The organism is Paenibacillus periandrae (genome assembly GCF_022458865.1).
GTDB lineage: Bacteria > Bacillota > Bacilli > Paenibacillales > NBRC-103111 > Paenibacillus_S > Paenibacillus_S periandrae.
This window is the reverse complement of sequence record NZ_JAJNMU010000010.1, coordinates 76491-95632: the sequence shown is the minus strand read 5'-3', so window position 1 is coordinate 95632 and position 19142 is coordinate 76491. Positions and strand designations below refer to the sequence as shown.

The window sequence follows — 19142 nt, the reverse complement described above, 5'->3', positions numbered from 1 at the left end:
AGTCCGGTGAATAAGTATGCGCTGCGCGGGCGGATCATTCTTCCAATCGCTGTTGTCTTAGGATTTTCTTGATTATATAAGATATGCATTGGTAAAAATCCGAAGACAAAGGCGAACGCTTCGCTTCTCCAGAACGATTCCACCCACTTCGCTATTATTAACCGAACTTCTAGCAGTGCTTACGAAGTCAGTTTTCTTTATGGAAAACTTTATAATTCCGGTGAAGAACAAGCACAGCGGACAAATGATCCTGGAGAAGCGTAAGCGTTCGCCTTTGAAATCGTGAATATACCTCTTAATCATATCCAATTTCACGATTTCAACAGCGATCGGAAGGATATTTGTCCGCGCAGCGAGACTTATTAACCGAACTTCTAGCAGTGCTTACCAAGTCAGTTTTCCATACGAAAGCCCTGAGGAGGTTCAAAGATGACAACATTGCGCTTGCCCTGGAAGCTTTCCCATGTATTCCGCAAAAGGCCCCGGCTGCAGAGAATGGACACGTTTCAAAAAATATTGATCGTCCTGATGGTTCTCCTGTCCATCTTCATGCTGCTGCCTATCGTATATATTTTGAACCATGCTCTGAAGCCTTATCATGAATTGTTTGTGTATCCGCCTAATATTTTTGTCAGGGAGCCTACCCTGCAGAATTTCACGGAGCTGTTTCTGGTAGCCGCCAACTCCACAGTGCCGATTACGCGTTATTTGTTTAACAGCGTGCTCATATCGGTTGCTGCTGTGGTTGGTGTTACGCTGGTGAGTGCCATGTGCGCTTATCCGATTTCCAAGCATAAATTTCCGGGTCACCACTTTGTGTTCAGCCTTATTCTGCTGACGCTGATGTTCGCTCCCGAGGTGATGCAAATTCCGCGATATCTGGTCGTCAGCCATCTCGGCATTATGAACACCTATTGGGGGCATATATTACCGCTGCTTGCCATGCCGGTAGGTGTTTTTTTGCTTAAACAGTTTATCGATCAGCTGCCGAATGAACTGCTGGAGGCGGCGAGAATTGACGGAGCAGGCGAAATTCGGGTGTTTCTGCGAATTGTTATTCCGGTGTGCATGCCGGCTGTAGCGACTGTAGCGATTTTGACGTTTCAAAATTCATGGGGGAATGTGGAAACCTCTCAGCTGTTTATGCAAAATGATGAAATGAAAAATTTCCCGTTTTTTCTAAGCACATTAACGAACAATGCAGCCAATATTGTAGCCCGTCAAGGCGCAGCAGCAGCAGCAGCTTTAATTATGTTCGTGCCCAACCTGCTGATCTTCCTGTTCTTCCAGGGAAAGGTGATCTCCACGATGGCGCATTCCGGTATTAAATAAGAAAGGAGGACGACTTCTTGCGCTCGTATCTTATCAAACAGCTTCTTCTGATCCTGCTTGCGGCTATGATCTCGACGGTGTTCATTCGACCGGCGGAAATCTTTGCCTATACGCCATATAACACGAATTACAAGGATGGCTACGATCAATTGGTCTGGACCCAATCTGCCTACAATCCGGTTGCGGCTCTTGGGCGCGAGATTTATATTCCTGACCCGAAAAAGCCGGATCAGCTGATCTTTTCACCGCTTAAGCAAGCCCAGGATCTGTTTATAGATGACAAGGATCAGATTTATATCGCAGACACCGGGAACAACCGGATTGTCCATCTGGATGAACAGGGGAATCTGGTTCGTATTTTGGACGTTAAGGAAAGTCCGCTGAATAAGCCGCAAGGGCTGTTCATCGATCCCAAAGGAACGATTTATGTTGCCGATACGGGGAATAAGCGTGTGGTTAGCCTCGATAAAGATGGCAAGCTCATTCGTGAGTTTAAGCGTCCTGAATCCAAGTTTCTTCCGGCATCGTTCAAGTTTGATCCGGTGAAGCTGGTCGTCGACAAACGCGGATTTCTATATATAGCGGCACTTGGCGGCTATCAAGGGCTTGTCCAGCTGGACCCGACAGGCAATTTTCAAGGCTTCTTTGGTGCCAATACGACAAGCTTTTCCTTAATCGATATGTTCAAAAGGCTGGTATACACACGGGAGATGTACGTACGTGAAATCAGCAAGCTGCCTGGCTCGATAGCGAGCGTGACGGCCGATCAGGATGGCATGATCTATACGGTTTCCAAGGATGTGGAGTACGGACAAATCAAGAAGCTGAATATCGCAGGTCTGGACCAGCTGGAAAGCAAAGGTGATTTCGCCAAGAGCGATAAGAAAACGTCTTATGGGGAAATGGCCTTTTTTGACTTCCAGAATCGCGTGCCTTTATTGTCGGATTTAACGGTAGACCTTGATGGCAACATTACTGTGATTGATTCGAAGCTAAAGGTTGTGAACCAATATGACAGCTCCGGTAACTTGCTGTTCTTCTGGTGGGGCGATGACAATGCGGTAACGACCAAGCTGGGCTTGGTCAAGACACCTACGGCCATTACGACCAACTCCAAGAACGAGTTGTTTATTCTCGACGGCGAAAACAATTTTGTTCAATCGTTCCGGCTTTCTGAATTTGGCGCCTTGGTGCACAAAGCCAACCATTTGACACAGGAAGGCAAATATGAGGAAAGCGAAGCACTGTGGGCGGAGGTAAATCGGCTTAACGCCTATTATACGCCTGCGATTTTGGGGCTGGCGAAGGCCGCTTATAAAAAAGGCGACTATACCCGGGCCCAGCAGCTGTTTTATGAAGCGGGTCAGGCTCAGGGCTATTCGGATGCCTTTTGGCAAAACCGTCTGGTCTGGTTCCAAAAGAACTTCGGCGTGCTGATGAATGTCGTGATAGCGGTATTCATCGTGCTGTTTATTTTGGAAAAGTGGAGCAAGCGAAGCGGTTGGCGGCAAAAGTGGCGTCAGCGTAAGCGCAGTGAAAGTCTGCTTGTACAGCAGCTGGGGCAAGCCTTTTATATATTAAAGCATCCGATTGACGGGTTTGGAGGGCTTCGCTACGAAAACAAGGCAGGGGCCTGGAGCAGCCTGATTATATGGATATTGGCTCTGGTTTCCTACTGCATCATGCAGGCAGGTATCAGCTTTATTTTTAACCCGGCTGTTATTCTTGAAGTTAACTTGTTGACGGTAGCCGTTCAATTTCTGGCGATATGGCTCGCATGGGTCATTTCCAACTATTTGATTTCTTCGATTTTACGCGGGGAAGGTCGATTCCGTGATGTTGTTTATGGAAGCACATACGCCCTATTTCCATTGGTACTGGTCGGATTGCCGTTAACGATCCTCTCCAATGTGATGACATTAAATGAAAGCTCGATTTATTATTTTCTGTATTTTGGTTTATTTGTCTGGATTGGCCTGCTGCTGTTCTGGAAGGTGCAGAGCTTGCAAAATTATAGTATAGGAGAAACGTCGGTGAGCGTCGTGCTATCGTTGATTACGATGACGGTGCTTGGCGTATTGATTTTTATTACGGTGGGATTAACGAAAGAATTAACGGATTTCGGTTATTCGGTCTTCCAGGAGGTAACGATTCGATGAGGCGTAAGCAGGTTTGGTATCGATCAGCAGCTGCGCTGATAGTAGCTTTGATAGTGGGCATTGCGCTGTTTCAACAGCAGGGGATTAACTGGTTGTATGCCGCCGATCAGAAGGAGAACAGTAAAACGGTACTTGGATCGGCAGCCCCGCAGCCTTCGAGCGGAAATGGCACGGTAGTGGCGTCATCCGCACCCGCAGCTTCGGTCCAAAATCCGACAACAGCTGCCCCTCCAGCATCGCAGCCCGCAGCCTCTGCTTCCGCACCGCAGCCGGCTGGAGCAGCGAAATCCGGATTACCGGAAGAAGCCGGCTTTCGTGCCATAGCCGAATCGTCCGTGTTAAAGCTGTGGGTCCATGAAGCGACAGCTCATTTCAAGGTAGAGAACAAGCAAACCGGACAAGTGTGGCGTTCCTATCCAAATCCGGAGCAGTGGGCCAAGGAAACGATAACTGGAACGTGGCGAAATAACTTGTTATCACCGATTATGCTGGAATACATCGATGCGTCCAATTCCAAGTCTCAGGCCAAAACAATTAGCTGGACGGAGGACAAAGGCGTTCTGGAAGGCTTCCAAACGACTCCGAATGGGTTCAAGGTTGTGTTCAATTTTACAGGCACACAGTTTAAAATTCCGGTCGAGGTCAGATTGCAGGATGATTACGTAGATGCGGTTATTGTGGATCCGGATATTAAAGAAGGCAAGCTTAGTCTGCTGAATCTGAAGCTGTATCCGTTATTGGGAGCCGAGGCTTACAATGATAAGCAGGAGGGCTACCTGTTTGTACCGGACGGTTCAGGGGCACTGATACGCTTTAAGCCGAATCAGGCCAATGATAAATCGTTTTATCGTGCTAACGTATATGGTCCAGATAGTGCCTTTTTTAATGAAACGACTGCACGCAATCCGCTTAGAATCCCTGTATTCGGTTTGAAATCGGGAGCTCAGGGTCTGGTCGGAGTGATGGTTTCGGGTGAGGAATACGGCAAGGTATTCGCATCCCCGAATGGTGCCTTCGGACAATATAACTGGGTAACGACAGAATGGCAGTACCGTATCAAATTTTTCCAAAATACGAGCAAAAAAGCGCAAACGGGATTTTTCACCTACAGTAAGGATCGCTTTACAGTTCCGGAACGCAAGACTCGCTATTATTTCCTTGCACCGGACAAAAGCGATTACGTAGGAATGGCAGAGAAATACAGAACCTATCTGGTTAAAGACAAAAGCTTGAAGCCTGTTCAGCCCAAAAGCGGTGAAGTTCCCGTATATATCGACATCATTGGCGCTGATATCAAAAAGGGGCTGCTGTGGGACAAATATTTGAAGGGGACGTCGACGGCTGAGGCTACTGATATGATCAAGAGCCTGACCGCACGGGGGCTCAAAAATTTAACGGTTCAATATGCAGGATGGCAGCAGGATGGCTACAGCTCGCATGGCGGTCTGTTCCCCGTAGATTCACGAATAGGGGGTAATGATGGGATGCAGCAATTTATCCAGTACGCCCATTCCCAGCAAATTCCGGTATACCTGACAGCTAACTATACATTGAATAATAATGGCAGAGACCGATTTTGGCCGATGTTTGACGGGCTTCGTGACCTGGCGGGCAAAGTAATCGAATTTGAAAATTATGCCAATCACGAAATGACAACGCTGGTGAGTCCGATCTTTACCGCTAATGTAGCCCAGAAGGATTTGGGCAGCTACAAAGCGCTCGGTGCCGACGGTATTTATTTCAATGAGGGTATCGGGCAATATTTGAACAGCGATTACAACAACAGCTATCGGGCCAGCCGCAGTGATGTGTTGAAGAGTCAGCAGGCTATTCTTAAGCAGACGAAGGACACGCTTGGCAGCGTCCACGCGGAGAATGCTAACTTCTATGCTTTGAATGAGGTTAATCATATTCACCGATTAGCTGACACCTACTCGTATGATATTTTTGTGGATGAATCGGTACCTTTTACGCAAATTGTGCTGCACGGCTTGATCACGTACACATCGGAATGGTCCAATTTACGTGAACAATATCGTACGGATTTTCTGCGCAGTATCGAATTGGGCGCTTATCCAGCTTATGTATTTACGAGTGCTCCATCCGGTACGATGAAAGGCGCCTATTCTGTCTGGTATTACAGTATGAATTATCGGGATTGGGCGGCGGCGGCGGCCGAGGAATATAAACGGTTTAATGAAGCGCTTGGCGATGTTCAGGATAAGCTGATCATCGGGCACAGGACGCTAGCTCCAAATGTCAAAGAAACAACCTACGAGGGTGGCAAATCGATCATCGTGAACTACAACGAGCAGGAATTCACGAATGGCAGTATTCGCGTTCCGGCCCAGGATTTTATTGTTGGGAAGAGGGGGACGCAGCGATGAGCAAGCTGAGACTTCAAGGAGCCACGCTCCGCAAATTGGAGGGAACGCTTTTTATCACTCCATGGGTAGTCGGTTTTCTGGCTTTTGTGGCCTTTCCTTTGGTTTTCTCCTTATACATGAGTTTTCATCGTGTAAAAGTAACGGTCAATGGAATTGAGACGATACCCAATGGTGTGGAATATTATCGTGAAATTTTATTTGCTGACGGCGGGCTGCTTTATGACGATTTGATTCCCTTTCTGCGTGAAGCAGCCGTAATGATCCCGATTATTCTTATATTCTCGCTGCTGATTGCAATTTTATTGAACCAGCAGTTTCGGGGAAGGACCTTTTTCCGAGTCGTTTTTTTCCTGCCTGTTATTTTTTCATCGGGTCAAATTATTCTGGAATTTATTAAACAGGGTGAAGGTACATTATCCTTTGTGGAATCTTTACGAATCGATTCGTATATTATTGAATATGTCCCCAAAACCTGGGTCGAACCGATCAATCATGTTATTAGCTCGTTTGTGCTTGTACTATGGTACTCCGGGGTGCAAATTCTGATCTTTCTGGCGGGGAGGCAGACGATTTCCTCCTCGGTGTATGAGGCTGCCCGTATTGATGGTGCAGATCCCTGGAATACATTTTGGAAAATTACGCTGCCGGGTCTCATCCCATTTATATTTTTGAATTTAATCTTTACGGTCGTTGATTTGTTTACGTTCCCGACCAATCCGATTATTAGCAAGGTGACGACAGCGAATTATGGGTTGTCCAGCGCTCTGGCGTGGATTTATTTTATGATCGTGCTTGTATTCATCGGTATTGTCATGCTGCTCTACAGCCGGGTCGACAAGGCATTCAGCGGCAAACGCAGCTAGCAGAAGCTTAGGAAGCTTAGCAAATGCTTACGAAGTCAGTTTTTGCATACGCAAAAACTCTTAAGAAAGAAGGGACCACCATGGAACGCGTGCTCCAATTATTCAAAAAACGTCAATTGGCCGATGTATCCATCAGGGACCGATTGATCTCCACGAAATATTTTTTTATCGGCAAGGAGGCGGATAAAGGGTTTCTATTCCGCCTGTTTTTGTATCTGATCTTGATCGATACCGCTTTTATTTATTTAAAGCCGATTTTGTATATGGTGATCACGATGCTCAAGGATGCTAATAATATGCTGGATTCGTCCGTGATCTGGGTACCCCGGTCGCTGTATACCGGACATCTTCAGGCGGCATTCGATATGCTAAAATTTAAAACGGCGTTTTTTTACAGTCTCACGATTTCATTGTCCGTTTCCATTTTGCAAATTATATCCTGCTCGATCGCGGGTTATGCGTTTGCCAGGCTTGAATTCCCATTAAAAAAGCTGTTATTTGCCGCCTTGATATTTACGTTTATTATGCCGCCGCAGCTGACGATATTGCCATCGATTCTGATGTTCAAGGAAATTGGCTGGGCGAATACGTACTTACCGATGATCGTACCGGCTATATTCGGACATGGACTGAAGGGGGCGCTGTTCGTCATCATTTTCCGGCAATTTTTCTCAACACTGCCCAAGGAGCTTGAAGAGGCGGCAAGAATAGACGGCGCCAATGCCTTTCGGTTTTTCTTTAAGGTCATGCTGCCTATCTCCAAGTCTGCGATCATCGTCGTTTTTTTATTTTCGTTTGTGTGGAATTGGAACGATTTTTATTTGCCGTCGATGTATATGTCCGGTTCCAAGGAAGTCCCGCTGTCGATCAGCTTGGCCAAGCTGGCTGCATCCTTGTCGGCCGATGAAGCACAGGGAGGAACCAGTATTTTCTCGGAGCCGATCAAAATGGCCGCGTCCTTTCTCATCATTGTACCCGTGTTGATCGTATATGGTATAGCGCAGCGGTGGTTTGTTGAGGGTATTGAGCGCACGGGGCTGGTCGAGTGAAGGCGACACGTTTGCTGACGGATTATGTGCTGTCCAAATGGCCGATTTATATTGTGGCTGCCCTATCTATTTCTTGTGGAAATATTATTCAATCGTATTATCCGAAGCTGCTGGGCCTGTTTACCGATCAGCTGCAGCAGGGGGAACTGACCAAAACGTTAATTATCGATTATAGCCTGGAGCTGCTCGGTATTGGCGTTTCTTTCGGGCTGTTGACGGCGGTCGGGCAGTATTTGATCATGAGGATGGGCCGGCGGTTTGAGTACGTTGCGAGAAAACGATTATTCGATCATTTCACGACGTTAAGCGCTGGATTTTATTCGAAGCATGGGGTAGGCAAGCTGCTCAGCTATGTGATGAATGATGTGACCGCGATCCGCGAATCGATTTCGATGGGATTTAATCACATTATCAACTCGACGATTTTGATCCTGTCGGTTGTGGTCACGATGCTATTCAGCTCCATTCCGTTTTATTTGATTGTATGCTGTGTATTCCCGCTGCTGTTCATACCGTATCTCGTTGTCCGCTTTCGTCCGGTTATCAAGAAGCGTTCTCTGCTCGTACAGGAGTCTTTGGGAAAAATGACGGAGTCTGCGGAGGAGCAATTCGGCGGTATTCGCGTGGCGAAGACATTCGCCGTTGAGCCGATCATGATCGCACGGTTCGGGGAGACAGTAGACCGCATCCGGGATCATCAGCTGCGTCTGGTTCGTTTATCCTCGCTGTTTGAAGCGATGATTCCGTTTTTGGGTGCCTTTTCGCTCATTGTTACGATAGCCTTTGGGGGATATTTAACGATTCATCAGCAAATTTCTTTGGGGAATTTCGTAGCGCTGACGTTATATATCCGCATGATGGTCAATCCGCTTCAACAAATCGGTCGTGTTATTAACACGATGCAGCGCTCAAGAGCATCGCTTGAGCGTATTAACCATTTGCTGGATATGAAGTCGGATATCGTGGAAATCGAGCAGGCCGTTTCGTCCAATTTTAACGCTTCGGGGATTCAGGTAAGAGGGCTATCCTTTGCTTATCCGGGAGAAGAGGATGAGGTGCTCCATAACATCAGCTTCAGTCTGCAGGCAGGTAAATCATTAGGCATTGTTGGCAAAACAGGCAGCGGTAAATCAACCTTGGTTAAGCTGTTGCTCCGTATTTATGATCCCCCGGCAGGCACGGTGTGGATAGGGGGTACGGATATTCGCGAGCTTACGCTGGAAAGTCTGAGAACGCAAATTGCCTATGTGCCTCAGGAGGGATTTTTATTCAGCACGACGATTCGCGATAATATCGCTTTTTTTCGGAGAAGCTCATCCCTGGATCTGGTCGAAAAAGCCGCCCGGCAGGCGCAAATATCATCCAGCATCGCTTTATTTCCCGATAAGTACGAGACCAAGCTGGGAGAGCGGGGAGTTACGCTATCAGGCGGACAACGGCAGCGTACCAGTCTGGCCCGCGGCCTGATCAAGGAATCGCCGATCATGATTCTGGACGACAGCGTCAGTGCTGTGGACTCCGTAACCGAAAAAAGCATCATTGATACGATGCGCAGGGTACGCGCCCAGAGGACGACGATCTGGATTGCCCATCGCATCAGCGCCATCAAGCATGTAGACGAAATTATCGTGTTGGATCAGGGTCGTATTGTTGAGCACGGCTCCCACAGAGAGCTGGTACAGCAAAAGGGCTTATACGCCAAGCTGCTTGCCATACAAGAGGAGGGAAGCAGCATTGCCGAACCTACGTAAGGAAAAGCCGAACAGTAAACAGGAGACCACGCCGCCGCAAGCGAATCAAGCCTATAAGTCCGCATTTCGCGAGCTATTGGTATATGCAAGGCCGTACAGGCTTACTTTTATCATCGTATTTTTCTGTACCGTGCTGTCGATAGCCGCAGATTTGCTGCAGCCTTATCTGGTCAAGATCGCCATTGATGATAACTTGATGGTGGGCAAAAATAATTACAGGACTCTCCTGATCATATGTGCAGTCTATCTGGGATTATCGGTCAGCAGCTTGTTTTTTACTTATTTGCAAAATAATTTGCTGCAGCTGGCGGGTCAATCCATCGTTGCTCGTATCCGTAAGGATTTGTTTCGCCATATTTTCAAATTGTCGATGTCCTACTATGACCGTACCTCCAGCGGCAGCTTAATTACGCATGTGTCCAGTGATACGGAAACACTCAATCAGTTTTTCACACAGGTGCTGTTAAGTCTGGTTCGTGATGGGATGACGCTGATTTTTATTATTGTCATTATGTTTCAATTGGATGTTCAGTTGACCTGGTACTGCATGCTGCTGATGCCGATTATCGTACTGATTGCCTCGGGATTTCGTTCCTATATGCGCAAAACCTACCAGATCTCCAGAGCGCAGCTGTCCCAGCTGGTATCGTATGTAGCGGAAAATTTGTCCGGGATGCATCTGATTCAAGCCTTTCATCAGGAGAAGGAGCAGCAATCGCGGTTTTTGGATCACAATGTCAGTTATTACAAGGCAAATTTGCGTGAGATCAGAACGAACGTGATGTTTAACCGCTCCTTTGATATATTGGGCAATTTGTCGGTTGCTTTTGTGACCTGGCTTGGAGGTATTGCCGTATTCGACAAGGCGATTGAATTTGGAGTATTGTATGCCTTCATTACGTACATCAGGCAGTTTTTCCAGCCGATCAATACGATTACCCAGCAATGGAATACGCTTCAATCGACCACGGTTTCGATGAACCGGATCTGGAATGTATTTTCGATTAAGCCGGAAATTACGGATGCAGTGGAAACGCGGTCTCTGGATTTGGCTGCCATCAGCGGGAAAATCGATTTTGATAACGTAAGCTTTGCTTATCAGGAGGAAACGAAGGTCATTCATGATCTTGATCTGCACATTGCGCCGGGTGAAATGATCGGGGTCGTAGGCTCCACGGGCGCCGGGAAAAGCTCGCTGATCAGTTTGCTCTGCCGATTTTATGATGTGCGGCAGGGAAGTATACGGATTGATGATGTAGATATTAGGAAGATCCCACAGGCCCAGCTGCACCGATTGGTTGGACTTGTGCAGCAGGAGCCGTATTTATATTCGGGCAGCATTATGGATAATGTCAGATTGTTTGATGAGTCGATTTCACAGGAGCAGGTTATTCAGGCCTGTAGGCTGGTTGGGGCGGATTCGCTCATTACCCGTTTGAAGGAAGGCTATGCTACGCGTGTATCGGAGCGGGGAAGCGGATTGTCCGCTGGAGAGCGGCAGCTGATTTCCTTTGCCAGAATTATCGTATTTCAACCGAAAATATTGATTTTGGACGAGGCTACCGCTAATCTGGACTCCCATACGGAGCAAATGATTCAGGGTGCTTTAAGTGTTGTTGCCCAGGGGAGAACGTCGATCGTAATCGCCCACCGACTGTCCACGGTTATGCAAGCCGATCGTATTATCGTTATGAGCCAGGGAGGTATTGTGGAAGAGGGAAACCATGGGGAGCTGCTGGCATTGCATGGCTATTATGAACAGCTTTATCTGCATTCCCAAGGGACGATTACGCAAGAAACGGGGTAAGGCAAGCGGGACAACCCGCCGCTTTTATCTGAAACGGCACGTGATAGTAGCTTGAAAATAGGATTGACACCGTTCTAGTTTGGTGTTATATTTCATTTCATAGTAAGTCTATAGGAATAATACAAATCTACCGGAACGCCGGAGACAACCAACATTTGTTGTGGGGTCTCCGGTGTTTTTTGTATGGAGAATAAATTACCCAGGGAGGAGCGGGGGGAGTTCAGAAAGTAGCAAGCAAGTGGATCACACAGCTATAACTAAACATAATCAAGGGGTGCAGACCAAATGAAGTTCAAACATTCAATAACCGTAGCTCTTATTTTTATTCTACTTATACTTTCAGCCTGCTCGAAAGAGGCTCCAACCGCAGTAGCGACAGACCCTGCCAAGCCTGGAGCATCATCGGCCCCAAAGGATGCAGCTGCCAGCACGGAGCCTATCACCTTGAAATTTTACAATAGCAGCGGTACGTTCACGAATACCGAATTCAAAACATTTATTGCCGATCCGGTTAATAAAAAGTTTCCGAATATTAAGGTGGAACGGATCGAGCCGCCTACAGGCACAACACCGGAAGATTTCTTCTCCTCCGGGCAAATACCCGATATCATTTATTCCAGCTCCAGCTCACACCGAAAAGTTATTAGCTTGGGCGTACTGCTGGATTTGAATGAGTATGTAAAAAAGTATAATTTTGATCTTACCCGAATTAAGCCGGAGATGTTGAGCTATGCCAAGGAATTGTCGAATAAAGGCGAGCTGCTGGAGCTTCCGTTTAACTCCAATCAACATATTCTTTACTACAATAAAGATATTTTCGATAAGTTCGGCGTTCCTTACCCGTCCGATACCCAGATGACCTGGGAGCAGGCATTGGAGCTGGGACGTCAGCTGACGCGTACGGAGAATGGCGTGAACTACATAGGTATTGATGCCGAGGGTCCAATCGGGATTGCCAAAAATTTGGCACTGCCCGTTATTGATCCCAAGACAGGTAAATCGTTACTAAGCACACCGGATTGGGTTCGTGTATTCAACGTCGCCAAGCAAAATTATGAGATACCCGGTTATATCGGAAAAGCTGATAAATATGTGTACGGACGCGATGAGTTTATGAAGGACCGCAATCTGGCGATGAGGCCTACTTGGCTGGCCAATATGGTAGGGCCGCTTGAGGAGCTTCGCCAGCAGGGACTTGAAGTGAACTGGGATATCGCCCCTGTGCCTACATTCAGCGATCAGCTGGGCAAGTCGCGTGAGGCGCAAAACCATACACTGTCCGTTTTTACGAAGAGCACACATAAGGATGAAGCATTCCAGGCGATTGCGCATATTTTGTCCGATGATACGCAAAGGATCTTGTCTCGTAACGGCAGAGTACCTTCGATCATTAATCCGGAATTGGAAAAAGAATACGGAGCCGATCTTCCAGTGCTTAAAGGCAAAAAGGTGCAAAACGTATTTGCCGTCAAGCCGATTCAGGAGCATACCTCGCACCAGTTTGAGCTTGATATTAATAAATTTGTAACGGAAGCGGCGGCAAGTATTGCCAAGGGTACCGACGTCAATACAGCCATCCGTAAAGCATCGGAAAGCATTGATAAAGAAGTCGAGCGATTGCAAAAGAATCAATAGTTCTGCTGGAGGGAGTGCAGTGCCATGATGGGTTGAGCTGTACTCTCTCGAATTCATCTTAAAAAACGAGGTGTTTATTCATGAGTGAGACAGACCGGAAGCTGCATATTAATTTATTTCTATTTATGGCAGGACACCATGAGGCAGCCTGGAGACATCCGCTTGCCCAGCCGGAGCGCACGCTGGATGTGAACTTTTATAAGCATTTGGCCCAAACGGCCGAGCGTGGTCTGCTGGATTCCCTGTTTATTTCCGATAATTATTCGGGCACCTGGAGACGCTTTGAGCCGTTCACCTTGCTCTCGGGCTTGGCTACGGTAACCGAGCATATCGGCCTGATTGCAACGGTCAACACGACCTACAATGAGCCCTTTCATGTAGCACGTAAATTCGTCTCCCTGGATCACCTGAGCGGTGGCAGAGCTGCCTGGAACATTGTAACCGGCGGTGGCTCGGATGCACATAACTTCGGACTGGACGAACACCCGGAGCATGCCAAGCGCTATGAAAATGCCGAGGAGTTCGTGGAGGTTGTCAAGCAGCTATGGGATAGCTGGGAGGATGATGCTCTCGTATATGACAAGCAAGCAGGAATCCAGATCGATAGCAGTAAAGTCCATGAAATTGACTTTAAAGGAAGCAGCTATTCGGTCAAGGGGCCGCTTAATATTCCACGTGGACCTCAGGGGCATCCTGTGCTGGTGCAGGCCGGTTCCTCAGACAGCGGCAAGGAGCTTGCAGCCAAAACGGCGGAAGTGATCTTCACGGCACAGCAATCGTTAACAGGTGCACAGGATTTCTATCGCGATGTCAAAGCAAGATTAGCCAAATATGGACGTACCCCGGAGCAGCTGCAAATTTTGCCGGGACTTAGCCCGATTATTGCCGATACGGTTGCAGAAGCGAGAGATATTGAAAATGAGCTGTTTGAGCTGACCGATTGGAAGGGAGCGATTCAGCGGCTTTCCGAAAGGCTCGGGATCGACTTTAGCGGATATTCGCCCGACAGCAGGATTCCTTCTATAGAAGGTGCACGCAGTGCTGAAACGATTCAAGGTATGAAAAGTCGGCACCAGCTGCTGATCGACCAGATTAATACAGAACAGCCTACTTTTCGTGAGCTTATTATGCAACTGGCTGGTGCCCGGGGACATCTTACCTTTACTGGCACGCCACTTCAGCTTGCAGATGTGATTGAGCATTGGTTTAAAGAGCGGGGCGCAGATGGCTTTAACCTGATGCCGCCGATATTCCCGAGCGGACTTGAGATATTCGTCGATAAGGTGATCCCGGAGCTGCAAAATCGCGGATTGTTCCGTACAGCTTATGAAGGCACAACCCTTCGTGAGAACCTGGGACTGGCTCGTCCTGTTAATCTGCGTCACGCAGTTACGAATTAAGCGGTCTACTAGGGCTGGGAAGCACAGCGTACATCGTACAAATAACAATCCCCCACCATAACCACGATATCGTGGCATTGGTGGGGGATTTTGTTTAAAACATAAGAATTTATAAGTTTTCAGCGGAGCTGAAGAATTCTTATGTTTTAAGAAAACCTACCTCTGAACCGCAGTCGCTCATCTTAGAAAGGCTTCGATAGAGGTTTTCTTACACGACAGTCTGTACTCGACTAATCTCTGGAATAATCGATTTGCAGGCCTTGTTTAATCCGGCGATAAATCGGAATGCGGGGCCATGTGTGTGGGAGGAGAGCGGACCTGCAAAATAAAGCCCGGGAAGGCTGCTTTGGAAATGGACATCTAGCAGAGGGTATTGATCATATCCAGCTTCTTCACGCTTAATTTGCTGCAGCAAATGTTGATCAATGAATGGGACACGTTCCAATTGAATTTGGAATCCGGTAGCGGCCAGCACATGGTCGACGATACGATGCTCACCATTGGTTAGGTTAAGAAACAGCTTGCCGTCAGCGGTCACAGCTGCCTGCTCAACGGATACATGAGCCGTCTCTCGTATTTTGCCCTCGACATAAGGACGCAGGAAATTGGCAATGCTGCCGGCTGGTTTTGCCCAACGTGCTTGCTTTTGCTCCAGCGGCAAGTCGTAAAAGGTATTGGCCAGCTCAATTAATTCGATACCAGTAGCAGCTTTGACACTATAGTTCGGAGTTTCACGCCGATAAAGCAATTCGCATTCGCTGTCTGCGAGATGCAGCAGGGCTGCTGCTTCCCAAGCGCTTTGTCCGCTTCCGATTACAGCAACCTTTTTCCCAGTAAATGAGCTGAAGCTGCTGTAGCCAAATGTATGGGACACGAGGTCAGAGGAAATACCTGCGAATACCTCGGGAATGTAAGCGTAGTGCTGCAGACCTGTTGCCACGATAACGTTATGTGCGGAGTACATTTGACCGGATTCGGTGATGACCGAATATCCGTCTTTACTGGCTTCAATCCGCTGCAGAAGGGATACATACTCGGGCGTAAATACGACATTTGTTTTATCAGCAAACCACATGGCATAATGAACAAAAACAGGGCGGGGCAGCGGAGTCGTAATCTCGACCCCGGTTTCTTCTGAAAAACGTTCCAGCGTATACACGTTTTGTGGATCGGAAAGTCCTATGGAAATCGGATTGGTACGAATAAACATTTCCTGCGGCATTTGGTTTTTCCAAAAATGCATGGGATATCCCAGCAATTTGTAAGTCAAGCCATGAGCGGAAGCGTGAGCTGCCAAGGAAATCCCATAAGGACCCGCACCAATAATAATCAAATCAAGCATGGGGGCCCCCTAAAAGTTTTGCGAATGCAAAACTGGCATCGTAAGCATTAACTGAGTTTTGCGAATGCAAAACTGGCATCGTAAGCATTAACTGAGTTTTAATTTAATTTAAATCCCTGATCGTGGAGGAATTCCGTGACATCATCGCGTTTTCGGGATTTCAGACGTTTAGCCATTTCTTTGGACCAGTTCGTGTCCCGATTGCCACCTACGCGAGTTGCCATAAAAGCCTGTAAGGACTGATTATACTGTTCTATGCCTTCGTCGTAATGGTCGGTGGAGTAATGCTCCCGATGAAGGATCGTTTCTACAGGTAGACGGGGACGGGAGGTCGGCTCTTGATCCGGATAACCGACACACATGCCAAAAATCGGATAAACCAGCTTAGGCAACCGTAGAAGCTCGGACACCTTGCGAATATTGTCGCGAATCCCTCCGATATAGACGGCCCCGAGTCCAAGTGATTCGGCTGCAAGTGTAGCATTTTGGGCTGCCAGTGCGGCATCAACCGTAGCGATAATGAAAATTTCAGTAGTGGTCGGTATTTGAATGTCTTCTACTGAGGCGGTGGCATATTGAAGGCGGTACAAATCGGCGCACCAGACCAGGAATACAGGACATTCCTCAATATACGACTGATTGGCAGCCAATTTAGCAAGCTCGCTCTTGATTTCGGGGTTCGTTACTGCAATGACACTATATGCCTGCATATTGCTGGAGGTTGGAGCACTTTGCGCGGACTGGATAATGGCTTGGAGCTGTTCATCGGTCAATACATCTGGTTTATACTTACGGATGGAGCGGTGCTGCTGTAGTTGGCTTATTGTGGTATTCATCGCGGTTTCCCCTTTTCAACTTGAAGAAGTAAGACTGCTGGACAACAAAAAAACCGAAGACTTCAGCCATTAGGCCAGTCTCCGGTGATCCGGTAGCAAATATAAACATATTATTCACAGTGTAATACTCGAAATTAAATATAGCATCGTTTTTTAGTGATGTCAACGTTCTTCGAGATGGATAGCTTAAGGTGACTTCCACTGCTATATGCGGTATGATGCTTATAATTGGGGATTTACAAAATACAGGTACCACATGTATAATGTGAATTAACTAAATGATTAAGAAAATTAAAGGAATGAGCGAGTATCTCTAACAAAATGATTTATTTGCAGCAGGTTAAACAAAAAAATATGTCAGAGATCCTTGAACGGATTTGGGAATATCGTCAAATTTCACGTGTGGAATTGGTCGAGCTAACGGGGCTGACTTCAGGTACAATCACCAATCTTACACATGATTTGATACAATTGGGGATTTTGCGGGAAAATGAAGCCATTTCGGGGAATGTCGGGCGCAGACGGGTTATGCTCGGTTTTGACCCGCGCTTTTACCGCATTATCGGGTTGGATATCGGACGCACCAGCTTTGAAATCATAGTGATGGATCTGAATGGAACCATCCTGCAATCCATTGAACGAGAGATGAATGGCGTTCAAGGGCCGGAAGCCTATTTTCAGGTCATCACGCCGACTCTAACGACAGTCAAGCAGGAGATTGAAGCTTCTGGCGAAAAAATCCTTGGATTGGGAGTAGGCATTCCGGGACCGATTCATTATGACAGTGGGTCGCTCCTTGCACCACCCAATTTTCCCGGCTGGAAGGGCTATCCGCTGAAGCAGAGGCTGGAGCAGCAATTTGATCTTGTCACACTGATTGAGGATGATGCCAGAACCTCGGCAATGGCTGAACGCTGGTATGGTCTTGGAAAAAGTGTGCAAAATCTCGTTTCCATTACAATGGGAATCGGGATTGGCGGCGGGGTAGTTACCGATGGTAAAATCGTTCGCGGAACGAATGGACTATGCGGTCAGGTTGGCCATATGACGATTGTGCTGGATGGTAAAATGTGTGATTGCGGCAACCGCGGTTGTTGGGAAACAGTTGGTTCCATTCCGGGCATTCTGAACCGTTGGTCGCAGGGCAGCACGCTTGCGGAGCTGCAGACAGCCATACAGCAGGGGGAGCCTGAAGCCCTTCGGTGTATCGACGAGACGCTTGCTTATTTGGAGGCAGCCTTGGTCAATGTTCAGAATCTGTACGATCCCGAGCTCATTTTACTCGGAGGCAGATTGTTTCCGCTGCTGGCAGAGCATTTGGAGCAATTGAAGCCGCGTTTGCAGTCGAGACTGTATGCTTTTGCCAAAGACCGCTTGAGAATAGAGCCAGCTACCTTTGGAACTTCTCAAAGTGCGGTTGGTGCTGCTGCCTTAATGCTGGGGTTCCTGTTATCTGAGCCTGTTCGCTTGTTGTCGCTACAAGATAGCTAATCCCTGTCCGCTCTGGACAGGGGGCGGACCAAATTTTTTTTGAATAATTAACTTAATAATTAAGTAAATATAAAAAGAGGTGCAGAATGGCCGATTTACTGTATCGATCGCTTCGTAATGAAGGCTGTCGGATTGTTGACGACATTCAATACAAAGGCTACCGTTCGCTGCTGCTGGAAAATGACAAGCTGCTTATACATTTGCTGTTGGATAAAGGGGCGGAGCCTATTCGTTGGCTGCATAAACCAACAGATACCGATTTTATCTGGATATCGGGGCAGGGCCTGGTTCGCGCTAACGCATTATATTCGGATTATCAAAGCAGCTATATGGGCGGGTGGCAGGAAATGCTGCCGGAGGTGAGCTATACATCGCAATATCGGGGTGCAACCGTGCACCGTGGAGAGTCGGCCGTGACGCCATGGGACTACCGCATAATAAAGGACGAACCTGACGAAATTCAGGTTGTGCTGACCAACTCTATTCGTTCTCTGCCTTTACGTGTGGAAAAGCGGATAACGCTCACCTCAGGAAGTGGGACGGTGAGAGTCGAGGAGACACTGTACAACTTGTCACCAGCAGCATCGGTAGAGGCGAACTGGGGGCATCACTTAGCCTACGGTGCTCCGTTTGTTGATAGGGAAGCGGTAATTTCCCTCGGAGAAGGCGCACAAATATGCGACCCGATCACCGGTGAAAGCTGGGAATGGCCGTATTTGATAAAAGATGGGGCTGCTACAGATTTATCGATCATGCCTGCTCCAGGTACCGTAAGGGACTTGCTGTACATTAAATTGGCAGCTTATCAATATCGTGTGACTCATCCACTAAAAGAGGTAGCGCTTGAGGTTCGCTGGGATGGCGAGGTATGGCCGTATTTGTGGTATTGGCAAAATTTCATGGCTGACCGCGATGCTCCCTTTTTTGGCCGGGATTATAATATTGGACTGGAAATGTTCAATATACCACCTAAATTGACATTGAGTGAAGCAGCTGAGCAAGGATACGCGCTGGAAATCCCCGCCGGGGGGAGCATTTCTTCCTGGCTGGAGATCGAGGCAATTTCTGTGACGAAATAAGTTTTGCGTAT

General features: G+C 47.6%; 13 protein-coding genes. 11 read left to right on the top strand and 2 right to left on the bottom strand.

The genetic code is table 11. The annotated features are described in order from the left end of the window. Positions 1-429 precede the first annotated feature (429 nt). The 9 genes from LRL21_RS17955 (at position 430) to LRL21_RS17915 (ending at position 14383) form a co-directional block, all read left to right on the top strand. Positions 430-1332, top strand: a complete 903-nt coding sequence (locus LRL21_RS17955) for a carbohydrate ABC transporter permease (protein ID WP_240417176.1) — start codon at positions 430-432, stop codon at positions 1330-1332. 65 nt (positions 1333-1397) lie between these two features. Beyond that, complete coding sequence (locus LRL21_RS17950; protein ID WP_420832462.1) at positions 1398-3491, top strand: SMP-30/gluconolactonase/LRE family protein; 2094 nt, start codon at positions 1398-1400, stop codon at positions 3489-3491. Beyond that, positions 3488-5878, top strand: coding sequence for a DUF5696 domain-containing protein (locus LRL21_RS17945; protein WP_240417174.1), 2391 nt, complete (start codon positions 3488-3490; stop codon positions 5876-5878). Before LRL21_RS17950 ends, LRL21_RS17945 begins: the two co-directional genes overlap by 4 nt. Further along, entirely contained in the window at positions 5875-6741 is an 867-nt protein-coding gene (locus LRL21_RS17940) for a carbohydrate ABC transporter permease (protein ID WP_240417173.1), read from the top strand. The genes LRL21_RS17945 and LRL21_RS17940 overlap by 4 nt, the downstream gene beginning before the upstream one ends. Positions 6742-6821: 80 nt before the next feature. Further along, positions 6822-7790 (top strand): carbohydrate ABC transporter permease, encoded by a 969-nt coding sequence (locus tag LRL21_RS17935; RefSeq protein ID WP_240417172.1) that lies wholly within the window; start codon positions 6822-6824, stop codon positions 7788-7790. Further along, positions 7787-9541, top strand: a complete 1755-nt coding sequence (locus LRL21_RS17930) for an ABC transporter ATP-binding protein (protein WP_240417171.1) — start codon at positions 7787-7789, stop codon at positions 9539-9541. The genes LRL21_RS17935 and LRL21_RS17930 overlap by 4 nt, the downstream gene beginning before the upstream one ends. Further along, complete coding sequence (locus LRL21_RS17925) at positions 9525-11348, top strand: ABC transporter ATP-binding protein (RefSeq protein WP_240417170.1); 1824 nt, start codon at positions 9525-9527, stop codon at positions 11346-11348. Before LRL21_RS17930 ends, LRL21_RS17925 begins: the two co-directional genes overlap by 17 nt. Before the next feature lie 285 nt (positions 11349-11633). After that, the gene (locus LRL21_RS17920; RefSeq protein WP_240417169.1) at positions 11634-12983 is read left to right on the top strand and encodes an ABC transporter substrate-binding protein; all 1350 of its coding nucleotides are present in this window, start codon (positions 11634-11636) and stop codon (positions 12981-12983) included. A gap of 80 nt (positions 12984-13063) precedes the next feature. After that, the gene (locus LRL21_RS17915; protein WP_240417168.1) at positions 13064-14383 is read left to right on the top strand and encodes an LLM class flavin-dependent oxidoreductase; all 1320 of its coding nucleotides are present in this window, start codon (positions 13064-13066) and stop codon (positions 14381-14383) included. 208 nt (positions 14384-14591) lie between these two features. Here the strand turns inward: LRL21_RS17915 and LRL21_RS17910 are convergent, their stop codons facing one another. Together LRL21_RS17910 and nfsA are read right to left on the bottom strand one after the other, a co-directional pair. Further along, complete coding sequence (locus LRL21_RS17910; protein ID WP_240417167.1) at positions 14592-15725, bottom strand: NAD(P)-binding domain-containing protein; 1134 nt, start codon at positions 15723-15725, stop codon at positions 14592-14594. Positions 15726-15823: 98 nt separating this feature from the next. Next, positions 15824-16561, bottom strand: a complete 738-nt coding sequence (gene nfsA / locus LRL21_RS17905) for an oxygen-insensitive NADPH nitroreductase (RefSeq protein WP_240417166.1) — start codon at positions 16559-16561, stop codon at positions 15824-15826. A gap of 321 nt (positions 16562-16882) precedes the next feature. Here nfsA and LRL21_RS17900 point away from each other — a divergent pair, with 321 nt between their 5' ends. Next, complete coding sequence (locus LRL21_RS17900; protein WP_240417165.1) at positions 16883-18052, top strand: ROK family protein; 1170 nt, start codon at positions 16883-16885, stop codon at positions 18050-18052. An 86-nt stretch (positions 18053-18138) separates the two neighbouring features. Beyond that, positions 18139-19131: a DUF4432 family protein gene (locus tag LRL21_RS17895; protein ID WP_240417164.1), complete on the top strand. Its 993-nt coding sequence runs from the start codon at positions 18139-18141 to the stop codon at positions 19129-19131. Positions 19132-19142 lie beyond the last annotated feature (11 nt).

Bases quoted from the DNA above. Each gene is read 5' to 3' on its own strand.
- LRL21_RS17955 (WP_240417176.1), top strand. From the start codon at position 430: ATGACAACATTGCGCTTGCCCTGGAAGCTTTCCCATGTATTCCGCAAA.
- LRL21_RS17950 (WP_420832462.1), top strand. From the start codon at position 1,398: ATGATCTCGACGGTGTTCATTCGACCGGCGGAAATCTTTGCCTATACG.
- LRL21_RS17945 (WP_240417174.1), top strand. From the start codon at position 3,488: ATGAGGCGTAAGCAGGTTTGGTATCGATCAGCAGCTGCGCTGATAGTA.
- LRL21_RS17940 (WP_240417173.1), top strand. From the start codon at position 5,875: ATGAGCAAGCTGAGACTTCAAGGAGCCACGCTCCGCAAATTGGAGGGA.
- LRL21_RS17935 (WP_240417172.1), top strand. From the start codon at position 6,822: ATGGAACGCGTGCTCCAATTATTCAAAAAACGTCAATTGGCCGATGTA.
- LRL21_RS17920 (WP_240417169.1), top strand. From the start codon at position 11,634: ATGAAGTTCAAACATTCAATAACCGTAGCTCTTATTTTTATTCTACTT.
- LRL21_RS17915 (WP_240417168.1), top strand. From the start codon at position 13,064: ATGAGTGAGACAGACCGGAAGCTGCATATTAATTTATTTCTATTTATG.
- LRL21_RS17910 (WP_240417167.1), bottom strand. From the start codon at position 15,725: ATGCTTGATTTGATTATTATTGGTGCGGGTCCTTATGGGATTTCCTTG.
- nfsA (WP_240417166.1), bottom strand. From the start codon at position 16,561: ATGAATACCACAATAAGCCAACTACAGCAGCACCGCTCCATCCGTAAG.
- LRL21_RS17900 (WP_240417165.1), top strand. From the start codon at position 16,883: ATGATTTATTTGCAGCAGGTTAAACAAAAAAATATGTCAGAGATCCTT.
- LRL21_RS17895 (WP_240417164.1), top strand. From the start codon at position 18,139: ATGGCCGATTTACTGTATCGATCGCTTCGTAATGAAGGCTGTCGGATT.